This window comes from Thermoanaerobacter sp. X514, from assembly GCF_000019065.1.
Taxonomy (GTDB): Bacteria; Bacillota; Thermoanaerobacteria; order Thermoanaerobacterales; family Thermoanaerobacteraceae; genus Thermoanaerobacter; species Thermoanaerobacter pseudethanolicus.
This window is the reverse complement of sequence record NC_010320.1, coordinates 2,055,836-2,072,219: the sequence shown is the minus strand read 5'-3', so window position 1 is coordinate 2,072,219 and position 16,384 is coordinate 2,055,836. Positions and strand designations below refer to the sequence as shown.

General features: G+C 33.9%; 13 protein-coding genes and 3 other annotated features. All 13 genes read left to right on the top strand.

The genetic code is table 11. From position 1 onward, the window contains the following. Nucleotides 1-13: 13 nt before the first annotated feature. The 13 genes from TETH514_RS10335 (at nt 14) to TETH514_RS10275 (ending at nt 16,383) form a co-directional block, all read left to right on the top strand. Nucleotides 14-613, top strand: coding sequence for a DUF445 domain-containing protein (locus tag TETH514_RS10335; RefSeq protein ID WP_003867234.1), 600 nt, complete (start codon nt 14-16; stop codon nt 611-613). Nucleotides 614-665: 52 nt separating this feature from the next. Then, nucleotides 666-857, top strand: a binding site (T-box leader). 53 nt (nt 858-910) lie between these two features. After that, nucleotides 911-2,815 (top strand): threonine--tRNA ligase, encoded by a 1,905-nt coding sequence (gene thrS, locus TETH514_RS10330; protein WP_012268764.1) that lies wholly within the window; start codon nt 911-913, stop codon nt 2,813-2,815. Nucleotides 2,816-2,917: 102 nt separating this feature from the next. After that, nucleotides 2,918-4,159, top strand: coding sequence for an MFS transporter (locus TETH514_RS10325; RefSeq protein ID WP_009052582.1), 1,242 nt, complete (start codon nt 2,918-2,920; stop codon nt 4,157-4,159). Nucleotides 4,160-4,170: 11 nt separating this feature from the next. Continuing rightward, nucleotides 4,171-5,223 (top strand): chorismate synthase, encoded by a 1,053-nt coding sequence (locus TETH514_RS10320; protein ID WP_009052581.1) that lies wholly within the window; start codon nt 4,171-4,173, stop codon nt 5,221-5,223. A gap of 157 nt (nt 5,224-5,380) precedes the next feature. Next, nucleotides 5,381-5,503, top strand: a sequence feature (ribosomal protein L20 leader region). Then, nucleotides 5,484-6,035 carry a translation initiation factor IF-3 gene (gene infC / locus TETH514_RS10315; RefSeq protein WP_013150518.1) on the top strand — a complete coding sequence of 184 codons (552 nt, stop codon included), beginning with the start codon at nt 5,484-5,486 and terminating at the stop codon, nt 6,033-6,035. (Overlaps the previous feature by 20 nt.) 27 nt (nt 6,036-6,062) lie before the next feature. Beyond that, nucleotides 6,063-6,260, top strand: a complete 198-nt coding sequence (gene rpmI, locus TETH514_RS10310) for a 50S ribosomal protein L35 (RefSeq protein ID WP_003867239.1) — start codon at nt 6,063-6,065, stop codon at nt 6,258-6,260. A gap of 20 nt (nt 6,261-6,280) precedes the next feature. Next, entirely contained in the window at nt 6,281-6,640 is a 360-nt protein-coding gene (gene rplT / locus TETH514_RS10305; RefSeq protein ID WP_009052579.1) for a 50S ribosomal protein L20, read from the top strand. Nucleotides 6,641-6,692: 52 nt separating this feature from the next. Beyond that, complete coding sequence (locus tag TETH514_RS10300; protein WP_009052578.1) at nt 6,693-7,457, top strand: RNA methyltransferase; 765 nt, start codon at nt 6,693-6,695, stop codon at nt 7,455-7,457. Nucleotides 7,458-7,483: 26 nt separating this feature from the next. Then, nucleotides 7,484-7,699 (top strand) — a binding site (T-box leader). 50 nt (nt 7,700-7,749) lie between these two features. Next, nucleotides 7,750-8,769 carry a phenylalanine--tRNA ligase subunit alpha gene (gene pheS / locus TETH514_RS10295; protein ID WP_012268763.1) on the top strand — a complete coding sequence of 340 codons (1,020 nt, stop codon included), beginning with the start codon at nt 7,750-7,752 and terminating at the stop codon, nt 8,767-8,769. 12 nt (nt 8,770-8,781) lie between these two features. Then, a complete protein-coding gene (gene pheT, locus TETH514_RS10290; protein WP_009052576.1) occupies nt 8,782-11,166 on the top strand; it encodes a phenylalanine--tRNA ligase subunit beta in 2,385 nt (794 codons plus the stop codon). 105 nt (nt 11,167-11,271) lie between these two features. Beyond that, complete coding sequence (gene zapA, locus TETH514_RS10285; protein WP_003867245.1) at nt 11,272-11,646, top strand: cell division protein ZapA; 375 nt, start codon at nt 11,272-11,274, stop codon at nt 11,644-11,646. A gap of 10 nt (nt 11,647-11,656) precedes the next feature. Then, nucleotides 11,657-14,008, top strand: coding sequence for a DUF3656 domain-containing protein (locus TETH514_RS10280; protein ID WP_009052575.1), 2,352 nt, complete (start codon nt 11,657-11,659; stop codon nt 14,006-14,008). Further along, nucleotides 14,008-16,383 (top strand): endonuclease MutS2, encoded by a 2,376-nt coding sequence (locus TETH514_RS10275; protein ID WP_009052574.1) that lies wholly within the window; start codon nt 14,008-14,010, stop codon nt 16,381-16,383. Before TETH514_RS10280 ends, TETH514_RS10275 begins: the two co-directional genes overlap by 1 nt. The last annotated feature ends 1 nt before the right edge of the window (nt 16,384 follow it).

Below are 16,384 nucleotides of genomic sequence, written 5' to 3'. Positions count from 1 at the left end.
TAGAGGTGGTGGAATGCAATTTTTAATAAGGATGCTATTTTTAGCTTTTGTAGGAGCGGCTATTGGATGGCTTACGAATTTTGTCGCCGTTAAAATGCTATTTAAGCCTTTGAAACCCGTAAAAATTTTTGGTATTACATTACAAGGACTTATCCCTAAAAGAAAATATGAAATTGCTAAATCAATAGGTGAAATTGTGGAAAGAGAATTGTTATCTTTTAATGATTTATGGGACAGGCTTTTAACAGAAGAAAATCGCAAGTTTCTATTATCGAATTTGGACTTAAAAGTTAAAGAAGTTACAGAAAATAAGCTTCCTTCTTTTCTTCCCAAGGCTATAAAAGAGATGATATCAAACTACATTGGTGATATTATAAATAGAGAAGTAGAAGTATTTTTAAATTCTCCTTCTAATGAAGTGGTAGAGATTATTTCAACAAAACTTAAAATATCAGAAATTGTAGAGGAAAAAATAAAAAGCTTCAAATTAGAAAAATTGGAGGATGTGGTGATAAAAATTGCTCACAGTGAACTTTATATGATAGAGATTATGGGGGGAGTTTTAGGGTTTCTAATAGGAGTATTGCAAGCAATTGTGATACAATTTTTATAAGTTATTATTGACAAATGTCCGAGAGGAAGATATAATGATTAAAAAATTAAATATTAAAGCAATGAGGGGGAAAGTAGATATTTAAAGAACATCACAGAGATTGAATGACATAGGCTGAGATCATTCAAATGTTCTGAATATCGAAGACCACCCCGGAGCTGCGGATGATGAGTCCGAACGGTTATTCCGATATAATACCAGAGTATAAAAAAGAGTGGAACCGCAGATAACCTCTGCCTCTTTACGGGGTAAGAGGTTTTTTATTTAAGAGAAAAATTTTACAAAGGAGGTAATTGAATGATTATAATATTAAAGGATGGCACACAAAGAGAATTTGAAAAGGGTATGACAGTTTATGAAATAGCTAAAAGTATAAGTGAAAGATTAGCAAAAGAAGCCGTCGGTGGAAAGTTTAATGGCAAAGTAGTGGAACTTAATACAAAAATTGAAGAGGACGGAAAATTAGAAATTTTGACTTTTGATGATGAAGAAGGAAAAAAAATTTATTGGCACACTTCTTCCCATATTTTAGCACAAGCTGTAAAAAGGCTTTTTAAAGATGTGAAATTGGCAATTGGTCCGGCTATAGACAATGGCTTTTACTATGACTTCGACACAGATAGGCCTTTTACTACAGAAGACTTTGAAGCTATAGAGCAGGAAATGAATAAAATTATAAAAGAAGATTATAAGTTGGAAAGATTTGTCCTTCCAAAGGATGAAGCAATAAAATTAATGGAGGAAAAAGGTGAACCTTATAAAGTGGAGCTAATTGAAGAAATACCAGAAGGGGAGGAAATTTCTTTTTACAAGCAAGGAGAATTTACTGACCTTTGTGCTGGGCCCCATCTTATGTCAACAGGCATGGTAAAAACTATTAAATTGTTGTCAGTTGCTGGCGCCTACTGGAAAGGCGACGAAAAAAATAAAATGCTTCAAAGAATATATGGAATAAGCTTTCCTAAAAAAAGCATGTTAGATCAATATTTACATATGTTAGAGGAAGCTAAAAAGAGAGACCATAGAAAATTAGGGAAAGAGTTAGATTTGTTTAGTATCCACCCTGAAGGACCAGGTTTTCCTTTTTTCCATCCTAAGGGAATGATTATAAGAAACATTTTAGAAGATTTTTGGCGAAAAGAACATATAAAGCATGGTTATCAGGAAATAAAAACTCCTATAATTTTGAATGAAGAATTATGGCGTAGGTCAGGACACTGGGACCACTATAAAGAGAATATGTATTTCACTGAAATAGACGGAGAGACTTATGCAATAAAGCCTATGAATTGTCCTGGAGCAATGCTTGTTTACAAGTCTACAATGCACAGTTACAGAGATTTACCCTTAAGACTTTGTGAATTGGGTTTAGTGCATAGACATGAACTCTCAGGAGTTTTGCATGGGCTTATGAGAGTAAGAAGTTTTACTCAGGATGATGCTCACTTGTTTATGACTCCTGAGCAGGTTGAAGATGAAATTTTAGGGGTTATAAATTTAGTGGATTATTTCTATAAAATTTTTGGCTTTGAGTATTTTGTTGAATTGTCTACACGTCCTGAAAATTCTATGGGGTCTGATGAAGACTGGGAATTGGCTACAAATGCTTTGATTTCTGCTTTAAATCGCGTGAATTTACCATATAAAGTTAATGAGGGGGATGGTGCATTTTACGGACCCAAAATAGATTTTCATTTAAAAGACAGCATAGGTCGTACGTGGCAATGTGGAACTATCCAATTAGATTTCCAGATGCCTGAAAGGTTTGAACTGGAGTATATAGGCCCAGATGGAGAAAAACACAGACCTATAATGTTGCACAGGGTAATTTACGGAAGTATAGAAAGATTTATTGGAATTCTTACTGAACATTTTGCAGGGGCTTTCCCAACTTGGCTGGCGCCAGTACAAGTTAGAGTTTTGCCTATATCTGATAAACACTATGCTTATGCCCAAAATGTATATGGGCGTCTGTTGGAAAATGACATAAGAGCTGAATTGGACGACAGAAATGAAAAAGTAGGATACAAAATACGAGAGGCACAACTTCAAAAGATTCCCTATATGCTGATTGTAGGGGATAAAGAAGTAGAACAAGGGACAGTATCTTTAAGGTCAAGAAAAGAAGGGGATCTAGGTGCTATTTCCTTAAGTGAGTTTATAGAAAAAATTCTTAAAGAAATCGCTACAAAAGCTTTATAAAATCAAAATGCTCCTTTAAGGGGCATTTTGATTTATTGTTTATTGAAAGAATTTAAAAAACGTGATAATCTAAAATTAAAATATCAATTTTGAGGGAGAGGTATGAAAAAGAACTTAGAGGTTTACAAGCATTTGAAATACAACATAAAAATGAATATGATAAATGGTCTTGCATGGGCTATAGGCTTTAATATGGTTAACCCTTTTATTGGAATATATGCCATAAAATTAGGAGCCGACGATTTTCAGGTATCTCTTTTAAATTCTCTTCCCGCCCTTATGGTGGTAATTGGAGTAATTCCTGTGACCTACTTGATTAATAGCTTAAAGAATGTTCATAAATTTGCTTATATTGTTCTTTATATTGCACGAGCTTTTTATTTTTTACTTGCTCTTGCTCCCTTTTTTAATAAGGAGTTCCAACCGTGGATTGTAGTCATATTAGTAGGAGTAATGAATTTACCTTCTATGGCGGTTGGTATGTGCTGGCAGTCTTTTATGAGTGAATTAATTCCTCACGAATATAGAAGTAAAGTTTTCGCTGACAGAAATTTTTGGACGACAATTGTGGCAACAATTACAGTTTTGGTAACAGGATGGTTGCTTGATAATATAGTATTTCCTATTAATTATCAAGTAATATTTACCATTGCATTTATTTTCGGATTAATAGAATCTTATTATTTTTCAAGGTTTTACGTGGTGGAAAGCGATTTGGAGGAAGCCAATCCCGCAAATTTTTACGAAGCTTTTAAAAACATGTTGGAGTCCAAAAAATTCATATATTTTAATATAACTTCTTTTATATATTATTTTACATGGATAATGGCTTGGCCTATATTTACCGTATATAAAGTGAATTTTTTGCATGCTAACAACGGATGGATGAGTATATTTACTATTGTTTCCTCGATTGGGTCTATTTTAGCTTTTTATAAATGGGCTGACCTTTCTAACAAAAAAGGAAACGGATTTACTGTTGCATTAAGTGCATTGCTTCTAGGATTTATTCCTCTTATGTGGGCTACAACTAAAAGCCTTTATGTTGGTGCTGTTTTTGATTTTTTAGGGGGTATAGCTGTAGGAGGTTATAACATGTTGCTTTTAAATTGGCTGTTAGAACTTTTACCTCCTACATCAGGAAAAATGAGTTACATAGCAGTTTTTACATTAATTACCCAAATTGCTGCTTTTATTGCTCCTATGTTTGGAATGTGGCTTTATACACAAATTGGTTATGTAGTTTTTATGATTTTAACAGGTATTGCAAGAATAGTAGTGAGTATTTTGTACTTTTTAGTAGCTAATTATGAAGATGAGATTAAAAAAGTTGAAGCAAAGTAAGGAGGAAAAGTATGAGGTATATTACTGCAGGTGAATCCCATGGAGAAGCATTAATTGCTGTTATTGAAGGTCTTCCTGCAAATCTTTTAATAGATGAAGACTTTATAAATAAAGAGCTTAAAAGAAGACAAGGTGGACATGGAAGAGGAAAAAGAATGGCAATTGAAGAGGACAAAGTCCACGTTTTAAGCGGTGTGAGCAACGGGAAAACAATTGGTTCCCCTCTTGCTATACAGATAATAAACAAAGATTATGAAAATTGGAAGGGTAAAATAGTTCCAGCTATGACAAGACCTCGCCCTGGTCATGCAGACCTTTCAGGAGCAATAAAATATAATCAAAGGGATATAAGAAATGTTTTGGAGCGTTCCAGTGCACGAGAAACAGCAGCGCGAGTGGCAGTAGGAAGCGTCGCAAAATTACTTCTCAAGGAGTTAAATATATTCGTAAAAAGTAAAGTTTTAGAAATAGGTGGAATAAGTGTAGAAGAAGAGTGGCCAAAGATTATTGAAGAGGCAAAATCAAAAGGAGATACTTTAGGTGGTGTAATAGAAATAATAATAGAAGGTGTGCCTATTGGATTGGGAAGTCATGTGCAATGGGACAGGAAACTGGATGCTCTTTTAGCTTATCATGTCATGAGTGTACAAGCTATAAAAGGAGTAGAGTTTGGCTTGGGATTTGAAGCAGCAAGAAGACCTGGATCTTTAGTTCACGATGAAATATACTACGATAAAGAAAGAGGTTTTTATAGAAAATCCAATAATGCAGGAGGAATTGAAGGCGGGATTTCAAATGGAAGTCCTATAATTATAAAGGCTGCGATGAAGCCAATTCCTACACTTTTAAAACCTCTTAATTCAATTGATATAAATTCAAAGAAACAGGTAAAAGCTGCCTATGAAAGGTCTGATGTAACTGCTGTAGAAGCTGCTGCCTGTGTATTAGAAGCGGTATGCGCTTGGGTGATTGCTGATGAATGCCTTAAAAAGTTTGGTGGTGATTCAATTGAGGAACTAAAGAAAAATTATGATGCTTATTTAGAGTATGTAAAAAATTTCTAGATTTTAAAAATAAAAAGGTAAGCATAAAGTTCGCGAAAAATTTCGGTAGACTAGTTAATAGAGTTGACATTTTGCACAAGACGAGTGACTTGACAGAGCAGTTGCTAAGCATAAAAATAAATATTGACAAAAAAATAAAATAATGATAAACTAAAGAAGCAATAAGTAGAAGCGCCCGCTTCTCACCTTTCACCGAGGGTGCAAAGGTTTTTTCAAAAGTAGTTATTGTTGTTTTGTTATAAAGAAGCGGGTATTTCTATATCCGCTTTTATTTTTTCATAATTCTTAGGAGGTGTGTATTTATTAACAAAGAGCTGCAGGTCAATGAGGAAATAAGAGACAAAGAGGTAAGGTTGATAGACCAAGATGGAAAGCAAATTGGCATAATGTCGGCAAAGGAAGCTTATAAAATTGCTCAAGAGCGACATCTTGATTTGGTTAAGATTGCCCCTCAAGCCAATCCGCCCGTGTGCAAATTGATGGATTTTGGTAAGTACAGGTACGAGCTTAGTAAGAGGGAGAAAGAGGCAAAGAAAAAGCAAAAGGTGATAAATGTTAAAGAAATAAGAATGTCTCCAAATATTGAAGATCATGATTTTGGAGTAAAGTTGAGAAGTGCTATTAAATTTTTAAAAGAAGGTGACAAGGTAAAAGTTACTATAAGATTTAGAGGAAGAGAAGCTGTTCATACTTCACTGGCAGAAGACCTTTTAAAGAGGTTTGCAGAAGAGCTTGATGAGTATGGCGCTATAGAAAAAGCTCCTAATATGGAGGGTAGGAATTTAATAATGGTATTAACACCAAGAAAATAGTAACAATTACAGAAGGAGGATATATTTATGCCTAAAATGAAAACACATAGAGGAGCAGCAAAAAGGTTCAAAGTATTAAAGTCAGGAAAAGTTAAAAGGTCAAAAGCTTATAAAAGTCACCTTTTGACCCATAAAAATGCAAAAAGAAAAAGAAGATTAAGAAAAGCTACTTATTTAGTAGGTGGGGATGCTAAAAATATCAGACGCTTACTACCTTATTCATAATAGATTAGGAGGTTTTTAAAATGGCTAGAGTAAAATTTGGCAAAGTAACGAGGAGAAGACGCAAAAAAATATTAAAGCTGGCAAAAGGTTATTGGGGAGCTAAAAGCAAACTTTTTAGAGTTGCTAATCAAGCAGTAATGAAATCTTTAATGTACGCTTATATTGGTAGGAAATTAAGAAAGAGAGATTTTAGAAGACTTTGGATAACAAGAATAAATGCTGCTGCAAGAGCTCATGGGATTTCCTACAGCAGGTTTATAAATGGACTAAAAAAGGCTGGAATAGAAATTAACAGGAAGATGCTTTCAGAAATGGCTATACACGATGAAAAAGCTTTCGAAGAATTAGTAAATATAGCTAAGCAGCATTTAAACGCATAAGGCCAGTTTTTTGGCCTTTTGCTTTAACTAATTTTATAAAAGAGTGGTGGGAATGTTAATTACGAGTGAAAACAATGACCTTATAAAAAAAATAAAAAAGTTAAAAGACAAAAAGGGCCGATACGAAGAAGGGCTGTTTTTTGTAGAGGGTACTACAAGTGTATTGGAAGCTTTAAAAAGTAACTTTGAAATAGAGTACATAGTTATGGGAGAAGGGGTTAAAATAGATATTCCCACAGGGAATTTTAAAATTGTACATACTACTGAAAGAGTCTTTAAAAAAATAAGTGACACAGTAACTCCACAAATGGTGATGGCAATTATAAAAATACCAAAATATGAAGAAGATACTTATATAAAAGACAAAGGCATATATATTATAGCGGACAATATTCAAGATCCAGGAAATTTAGGTACTATAATCCGTACGGCTGATGCATTTGGAGCTAGTGCTATTTTTACTATAAACAACTGTGTAGATGTTTTTAATCCAAAGGTTTTAAGAGCATCCATGGGGTCTATTTTTCACATTCCTGTCATAGTTACTGCTTCACAAATTTTGTTAAAACTTAAGCAAAGAGGAATAAAAGTTTTTGCAACTCACTTAAAAGCTCGGAAATTAGTTCATGAGTGCAATATTTCGGATAAAGTAGCTTTTGTTTTGGGGAATGAAGCGAAAGGTGTCAGTGTTGTAGACCTGGTAGATGACTTTGTAAAAATACCCATGACAGGGGAGGCAGAGTCTTTAAATGTTTCAATCGCTGCTGGTATATTTTTATACGAATCTCAAAGGCAGAGGTTGATAAAAAATAATTAGGATGGTATAATTTTAAAAAAATATTGCAAAATGCTATGAAGGAGTAAAGTACATTATCGAAAATCACAGGGAGATAACACCGCAGACTGAAAGTGTTATCGTTAGGTAGATAATGGAAAGTTCCCTCCGGAGCAGCGTGCTGAACTAATAGTAGGCATTGCCGGTCATGCCGTTAACCAAATGAGTGAGCATTTTTTATAAAATGCTAATGTAGGTGGTACCGCGGATTCTTCGTCCTATTGACGGAGGATTTTTTATTTTAACTAATACGCTAAAAGAGGGGTTGAGATATATGGAGGAATTGTTGCGCAAGCTTTATGAAAATGCACAAAGGGAGATTTTGTCAGCCGATAGTTTACAACAAATTGAAAACTTAAGAGTCAAATACTTGGGCAAAAAGGGTGAATTGACACAGATTTTAAGAGGAATGAAAAATTTAAGGCCTGAAGAAAGACCATTGATTGGTCAAATTGCCAATGAAGTAAGAGAAAAAATTGAGGGATTACTCACAGAAACAAAAAATAAAATTGCCCAATTAGAAAAAGAAAAGAGAATAAAAAGTGAGTACATAGACATAACTATGCCGGGTAAACCTTATGAGTACGGTCACAAACATCCCATGACACAAGTATTGGATGAAATTAAAAAGATATTTTTAGGATTAGGCTTTTCTATTGCAGAAGGGCCAGAAATAGAGTTTACTTATTACAACTTTGAGGCATTAAATACTCCAGAGGACCATCCAGCTAGAGACTTACAGGATACCTTTTATGTGACTTCTGATATACTTTTGAGGACTCAAACATCCCCGGTACAAGTAAGGACTATGGAGAAAAATAAGCCTCCAATAAGGGTTATATCTCCTGGAAGGGTTTATAGGTCTGATGAGATAGATGCAACTCACTCCCCAGTGTTTCATCAGATGGAAGGGCTTGTAGTAGATGAAGGAATAACAATGGGAGATTTAAAAGGAGTTTTAAATATATTTGCGAAAAAGTTTTTTGGAGAAGACACTCAAACCAAATTTAGACCTCATTATTTTCCTTTTACAGAGCCCAGTGCAGAAATGGATGTGAGCTGTTTTGCTTGTGGTGGAAAAGGTTGTAGAGTTTGCGGATATACTGGTTGGATTGAAATTTTGGGAGCAGGGATGGTACATCCTAATGTCTTGAGAATGTCTGGTATTGATCCTGAAAAATATAGTGGATTTGCTTTTGGCTTGGGAATAGATAGGATTACAATGCTGAAATACGGAATAGATGATTTAAGGTTTCTTTTTGAAAATGATTTAAGGTTTATACAACAGTTTTAAAGGGGTGGTCGTATGTTAGTATCACTTTTGTGGTTGAAAGAGTTTGTCGATATAGATGAAGATGCGAAAGCTATTGCTGAAGGCCTTACTATGTCAGGGTCAAAGGTAGAGACTATAACAAGTTATGGGAAAGAAATTTCAAATGTGGTGGTAGGGAAAATTATTTCATTAGAAAAGCACCCTAATGCTGATAAATTGTTAGTTGGTATTGTAGATGTAGGCACTGAAAAACTACAAATTGTAACCGGAGCACAAAATATTAAAGTGGGGGATTACATACCAGTAGCACTTCATGGCGCAACTCTTCCTGGAGGAGTTAAGATAAAAAGAGGCAAATTAAGAGGAATAGAATCCAATGGCATGATGTGTTCTGCTGAAGAGCTAGGACTTGATGAAAGCCTGCTGCCAGAATATCAAAGAAACGGAATTTTTATATTACCACCTTTTCCATTAGGAATGGATATAAATGAAGCTCTTCAGCTAAAAGACGATGTATTGGAATTTGAGATAACGCCCAACAGACCTGATTGTTTGTCAATGGTAGGAATAGCGAGAGAGGTAGCTGCGACTTTTAAGAAAAAATTTAAAATGCCAGTGGTAGAAGTTAATGAAAGCGAAGAACAAAATCCTGCAAAAGTGACTATTGAGGCTACGGATTTATGCTTTAGATATGTGGCAAGGGTCGTTAAGAATGTGAAGATAGGTCCTTCTCCTATGTGGATGCAGATGCGTCTTTTGAAAGCGGGAATAAGACCTATAAATAACGTGGTGGATGTTACAAACTATGTGATGTTGGAATTAGGTCAACCCTTACACGCTTTTGATTTGGACAAAGTTGAAAACAAGCACATAATAGTGAGAAGGGCAAGAGAAGGAGAAAAATTAGTTACATTGGATGGAAAAGAGAGGATTTTAGACAGCTCAATGTTGGTTATTGCTGATGAGAAGGAAGCTATAGGTTTGGCTGGCGTAATGGGAGGAGAAAATACAGAGATAACTGATACTACTGTAAATATTTTAATAGAAAGTGCTAATTTTAAAGGAAGCAATATAAGGCATACTTCTAAGAAATTGGGTTTAAGAAGTGAAGCTTCTTCAAGATTTGAAAAAGGTTTAGACCCAGAGATTACAGTTTTAGCTTGTGAAAGAGCAGCACAGCTTATGGAAAAATACTGTGGCGGTACAGTTTTAAAAGGGCTTGTGGACGAGTATCCAAAGCCAATTGAAAAAACAGTTTTAACTGTAAATCCTCACAGAATTAATAGATTTTTAGGCACAGACCTTCCGACATCTCAAATGATTGAAATATTGGAGTCTTTAGAGTTTAAAGTTGTGCAAAAAGGCGATGACCTTGAAGTAACGGTACCTCACTTTAGAAGAGATGTTACAATAGAGGCAGATATTGCCGAAGAAATAGCAAGACTCTTTGGCTATAACAATATTGAAGACAGTTTAATGAAAAATGCTCAAACTACATTAGGAGCGTTGACCAAAGAGCAACGACTAGAAGAAAAAGCAAGAGAAGTTCTATTGGCTTGTGGATTAAATGAAATTGTCACTATGTCTTTTATGGGACACAAGGATTTAGACAAAATAAACGTACCTTTAGATAGCCCTCTTAGAAAAGCAGTCAAAATTATAAATCCTCTTGGGGAAGACCAAAGCCTTATGAGAACTACTCTACTGCCTTTTATATTGAATGTAGCTTATACCAACTATAGTAGAAAAGTACAAGATTTCAAAGTTTTTGAAATATCTAAAATCTTTATGCCAAAAGAATTACCCTTAAAAGAATTACCACAGGAAATAAAGACTATTGCAATAGGAATGTACGGGAAAGATGTGGATTTTTACTCATTAAAAGGAGTAATAGAAGCACTTTTTGAAGTAATGGGTATAAAAGGAGTAGAATATGTAAGGGCAGAAGATCCTTCATATCATCCAGGAAGGTCTGCAAAAATTCTCCTAGGTGACGAAACATTAGGTATATTTGGAGAAATACACCCTGATGTTTTAGAAAATTACGACATACCTGTTAGAGTCTACGGTGGAGAAATAAACTTAGATAAAGTAATACAATATGCTAATGTAGAAAATAGGTACATGCCTCTTCCCAAGTATCCAGCTGTAGAAAGGGATATAGCAGTTTTAGTAGATGGAGATATTTTTGTAAAAGCTGTGGAAAAAGTTATACTTGAAACAGGAGGAAAACTTATAGATAAAGTCGAATTATTTGATGTTTACAAAGGTCCTAACATCCCTGAAGGCAAAAAAAGCGTTGCTTTCTCTATCTGGTATAGGTCTTATGGAAGGACTTTGACAGATGAAGAAGTAAATGTAATTCACAACAACATTGTAGAGGCTCTTGACAAAAAATTAGGAGCCAAATTAAGATAAAAAAGGCAATTTTACAGCCTTTTTTATCTTTTATCTTAATTAAGAAGGAAATTGCACTTTAATGTAGAAGTAAATAAAATAACAAAAGATTAAGGGGATGTTTTTGTGGAGTTAAATAAAGTTACCGTGATTATCAATGGGAATGAATATATTTTAAAATCTGATTATCCTGAAGAGCATGTAATAAAACTTGCCAATTATGTAGACAATGTAATTAAAGAATTGCTCCAAAACTACGAAAAGTTATCACAAATGCAACTACTACTTTTGTCGTCTTTAAATATTGCAGATGAACTTTTTATTGCAAAAGAAGAAAATAATGCTATCAAAAAGGAATTGCTTTCTTTAAAAGCAGAATTAGAAGAAAAAAATCGCTATATAAAACAATTAGAGGAGGAGCTTACTAAAACTAAACAACAGCTTTTAGAGACAGAGGAAGAGTTTCGGCAGTTTATAGAAACTTTTGATGAAGAAAAGTAAAGGTGATTGGATGAAAAAAGTTGAATTATTAGCTCCAGCAGGAGATTATGAGGCTTTAACGAGTGCAGTTAATGCAGGATGCGATGCAGTGTATCTAGGAGGAAAAAATTTTGGTGCAAGAGCTTATGCAACCAATTTTGACTATGATGATTTAAAATCTGCTGTAGAATTCTGCCATTTAAGAGATGTCAAGGTATACGTTACTGTAAATACCCTTGTAGCGAATGAAGAATTTGAAAAGCTGGTCAACTATTTAGATTTTTTGTATTCTATAGGTGTTGATGCAGTTATAGTGCAGGATATGGGAGTATTAAAGTTTTTACGAGAAAATTATCCTGATTTAAAAGTTCATGCCAGTACACAAATGACAGTTCATAATTTAGAAGGAGTACAAGAATTAGCTGAAAAGGGAGTTTCCCGGGTTATTTTATCAAGAGAGCTCACATTAAAGGAAATAAAGGATATAGTTCAAAATTCTAACATTGAAATAGAAGTCTTTGTTCATGGAGCCCTCTGCGTCAGTTATTCTGGACAATGCTTTATGAGTAGTATACTAGGAGGAAGAAGCGGAAACAGGGGAAGATGTGCACAACCCTGCCGTTTAAAGTATTCTCTTGTAGATAAAGAGGGAAAAGTTTTAGAAAAGGATTTACACCTTTTGAGTATGGCGGATTTATGTACTATAGAACATATACCAAAACTCATTGAGGCGGGAATCACTTCTTTTAAAATAGAAGGTAGGATGAAAAATGCCGAGTACGTCGCTTCTGTTGTAAAAGCCTACAGAGAAGCTATTGACAGTTTTTATGAAGGAAGGACTTTTGATTCAGGTAAAGCTATAGAAGAGATGTCTCGAATTTTTAATAGAGGATTTTCTACTGGCTATCTTTTTGGGGTTAAACCCTCCAAAATGAGTTATCTTTCACCTAAAAACACGGGAGTTGCTGCTGCAGAAGTGATAAGTGTAACTTCAAAAACTTCAAGACTGAGGCTTTTAAGGGATATTGCAAAAGGTGATGGAATTTCTAATGAAAAAGGAGAAAAAGGACAAAAAGTTGAAATAATATTTAAAAATGGGAAGAAGGTAGATAGAGCTTATGAAGGAGACATAATAGAACTACCTCTTAAGTTTTATGTAAAAGAAGGAGAAATATTAAATAAAACTTATGATGTATTGTTAAATGACAAGCTGAAAAACTTACTTTCTAAAAAGATTCCTATAAAAATTTATGCGGAGTTAAAAAAGGACAAACCTTTGTATATAAAGATACAAGAAGGAATTCATACAGTAGAAGTTTATAGTGATGAAATAAGTCAGATAGCAGAAAAAGTTTCTATTGAGGAAGATTTTTTGAAGGATAAACTTACTCAAATAAATGACACAGCCTTCTACGTAGAAGAAATAGAAGTAGTAGTTGAAAAAGGCCTTTACATGTCTGTAAAGGGAATAAAAGAGGCGCGAAGAAAAGCAATAGAAATGTTAGAAAAGAAAAAGTTAGAGTATTACAGAAGAGAAGAAAAACACACCTTTTTTAGTCTACTTCCTTTTAAAGAGAAAAAGGAAAAAGTGAGTTTAACTTTTTATACTGATAAAGTTGAGCACTTGAAGATAGCCAGCCAATTGGGTATAGAATACGTCTATTTCAATTACAAGCTTGATATAAAACTTTTAAAAAAAGGTTTAGAACTGACAAAAGATTCAAAGACAACGGTTATACCTGCTTTTCCTTCTATATTGAGGGAAGAGATAAAAAGAATAAAGCCTCAATTAGAATTTTTACAAGATATGGGGATAAACAAAATTTTGGTTTCAAATTTAGGGCTTTATCATATTGCAAAAAATTATGACTTTGAGATATTTATAGATTATCCTTTAAATATTTTCAACAATTTAGCTGTAGATTACGTTAAACCTTACGCTGTGACTTTATCTTATGAACTTACGCTGGAGCAGATTAAAGATATTGCCAAAAGAAGTGATGTAAAATTTGAAGCTTTAATATACGGTAGACTGCCTCTTATGACAATGGAATATTGTCCAATAAGGAATTTAGTAGGCTGTGACAGAGAAAGGTGTGAAAAAGGTTATTATTTTCTAAAAGACAGAAAAGGCAAATTAATGCCTCTTAAAAGCAATGGTTTTTGCAGGATGCAGATTTTAAACGCAGATGTGCTTTTAATGTTAAGCATAAAGGAGCTTAAACAAGCTGGACTTTCTTTTTTGAGGATACATGATACAATAGAAGAAGATGAAGAAATAGAGAAAGTTTTAAAAATGCATATTGAAGCTTTAAAAGGGAATGAAATTGAAATTTTAGAAGGAAAATATACAAAAGGACATTTTTACAGAGGAGTTTTGTGATGGTGAGGGGAATTAATAGTAGAGCAATAAAAAGTCTTGAATTTGACAAGATAGTGGAGTTTATTGTTGGCTATTGTGATTCGGATTTAGGCAAACAAAAAGCTTTAGATATTGTCATAAAAAAAGACATAGAGGAAATAGAGAGGGAATTAGATTTACTGAATGAGGCAATTAGCTTTATTTCCTCCTATGGAGGTATTTCTTTTGCTTTTGAGGACATAAGGGATTATATAAAAAAAGCACAAATAGATTCCGTGCTTTATAACCAAGAGCTTTTAAAGATAAAGAAATTTCTTAACTTGGTAAGCCAAATAAAAGGCTATTTTAAAAATCTTCAAGAAAGTGATAGATTTGTAAGGTTAAAAGAATATGATAAAAAAGTCTTACCGATAAAAAATTTGGAAAAAAGGATTGAAAATATAATAATTTCAGAAGATGAAATAGCAGATGATGCTTCTCCAATGCTTAAAGCTTTAAGAAGGCAGAAATTGAGCATAAATGAAAAAATAAGGGCGACATTGAATTCAATAATTTCTACACGTCAAAAAGAATTGCAAGAGCCTATTATAACTGTAAGACAGGGAAGATACGTTGTACCTGTAAAACAAGAATATCGCAGCACTTTTAAAGGTATCGTCCACGACCAATCCTCCAGTGGTGCTACTCTTTTTATTGAACCTATGCAAGTGGTTGACTTAAACAACGAATTGAGACAAGTGGAATTAAAAGAGAAGCAGGAGATACAGAGAATACTTTTTGAACTTTCTCAAGAGGTCAAAAAGTATTCACAAATTTTATTTAATGACATTGAAATAGTTTCAGAATTAGATTTTATATTTGCTAAGGCTAAATATTCTTTAAAGCTAAAAGCTGTAAGGCCAGAGCTAAACACAATGGGATATATTAATTTAAAAAAAGCAAGGCATCCTCTCATAAATCAGGAAGTAGTTGTTCCTATAGATATACATATAGGAAAGCAATTTAATACTTTAGTCATTACTGGTCCTAATACCGGTGGGAAAACTGTAACTTTAAAAACAGTGGGACTTTTAACTTTAATGGCAATGGCGGGGCTTAATATTCCTGCGGAAGAAAAGTCACAGGTTTCAATATTTGAGGAAGTTTTTGTGGATATAGGAGATGAGCAGAGTATTGAACAAAGCTTAAGCACTTTTTCTTCTCATATGACGAATATTGTAAGTATACTCCAAAAAGTAAACAAAAATTGCCTTGTTTTGTTAGATGAATTAGGGGCAGGTACAGATCCTATAGAAGGTGCTGCTTTGGCTATGAGTATTCTCGATACCTTGCATAAGATTGGTGCGAAGACAATAGCCACTACTCATTATAGTGAGCTAAAGCAGTATGCCTTAAAAATTCCAGGAGTAGAAAATGCCAGTGTGGAATTTGATGTTGAAACTTTAAAGCCTACTTATAAACTTATAATAAGCCTTCCTGGCAAAAGCAATGCCTTTGAAATATCTAAAAGATTGGGACTTCCTCAGCAAATAATAGAAAATGCGAGAAAGTATATTTCAGGAGAAGCTTTAAAATTTGAAGACATAATTGCAGACGTCGAAAGTAAACGAAGGGAATTGGAAAAGGCAAATCACGAAATAGCTTTTTTAAAGAAAGATGTGGAAATTTTAAAAGAGGAATTAGAAAAAGAAAAGAAAAAATTGCAAAGTGAAAGGGATAAAATATTAAAAGAGGCGAAAGAAAAGGCGAGGAAAATAATACAAGAAGCGAAATTTACTGCTGAAGAAATAATCAAAAAGATAAGAGAGGCAGAAGAAAGCACACAAAATAAAGACAGGATAATACAAGAAGTAAGAGAAGAATTAAAGAAAAATTTAGAAGAATTAGAAGAAGAAGTTTTAAAGCCTAAAGAGGCTCACTACAGCAGAATCCCTGATAATTTAAAAGAGGGACAGACAGTCTATATAGTACCTTTGGACCAAAATGGGATTGTACTTTCTCTTCCTGACAAATCGGGAAATGTAGAAGTGCAGGCAGGAATTTTAAAGATGACAGTTCATATAAGTAATTTGAGGGTAGCAGAGGAGAAAGAAGAGGAGGAAGTAAAAAAAGGCTACAGCAAATTTGTACACGAAAAGTCTCAATCTATAAGCACTTCCATAGATGTAAGAGGTAAAAACCTTGACGATGCTTTATTAGAGGTGGAAAAATATATAGACGATGCTTATTTAGCTGGACTTAAGGAGGTGACAATTATTCACGGACGTGGTACAGGGGTGTTAAGGACAGGGATATCACAATTTTTAAGAAGCAATAAGCATGTTAAATCTTTTAGATTAGGTAAATACGGTGAAGGAGGAGACGGTGTTACAATAGTAGAATTAGCCAATAAATAGG

Bases quoted from the DNA above. Each gene is read 5' to 3' on its own strand.
- TETH514_RS10335 (WP_003867234.1), top strand. From the start codon at position 14: ATGCAATTTTTAATAAGGATGCTATTTTTAGCTTTTGTAGGAGCGGCT.
- thrS (WP_012268764.1), top strand. From the start codon at position 911: ATGATTATAATATTAAAGGATGGCACACAAAGAGAATTTGAAAAGGGT.
- TETH514_RS10325 (WP_009052582.1), top strand. From the start codon at position 2,918: ATGAAAAAGAACTTAGAGGTTTACAAGCATTTGAAATACAACATAAAA.
- TETH514_RS10320 (WP_009052581.1), top strand. From the start codon at position 4,171: ATGAGGTATATTACTGCAGGTGAATCCCATGGAGAAGCATTAATTGCT.
- rpmI (WP_003867239.1), top strand. From the start codon at position 6,063: ATGCCTAAAATGAAAACACATAGAGGAGCAGCAAAAAGGTTCAAAGTA.
- rplT (WP_009052579.1), top strand. From the start codon at position 6,281: ATGGCTAGAGTAAAATTTGGCAAAGTAACGAGGAGAAGACGCAAAAAA.
- TETH514_RS10300 (WP_009052578.1), top strand. From the start codon at position 6,693: ATGTTAATTACGAGTGAAAACAATGACCTTATAAAAAAAATAAAAAAG.
- pheS (WP_012268763.1), top strand. From the start codon at position 7,750: ATGGAGGAATTGTTGCGCAAGCTTTATGAAAATGCACAAAGGGAGATT.
- pheT (WP_009052576.1), top strand. From the start codon at position 8,782: ATGTTAGTATCACTTTTGTGGTTGAAAGAGTTTGTCGATATAGATGAA.
- TETH514_RS10280 (WP_009052575.1), top strand. From the start codon at position 11,657: ATGAAAAAAGTTGAATTATTAGCTCCAGCAGGAGATTATGAGGCTTTA.
- TETH514_RS10275 (WP_009052574.1), top strand. From the start codon at position 14,008: ATGGTGAGGGGAATTAATAGTAGAGCAATAAAAAGTCTTGAATTTGAC.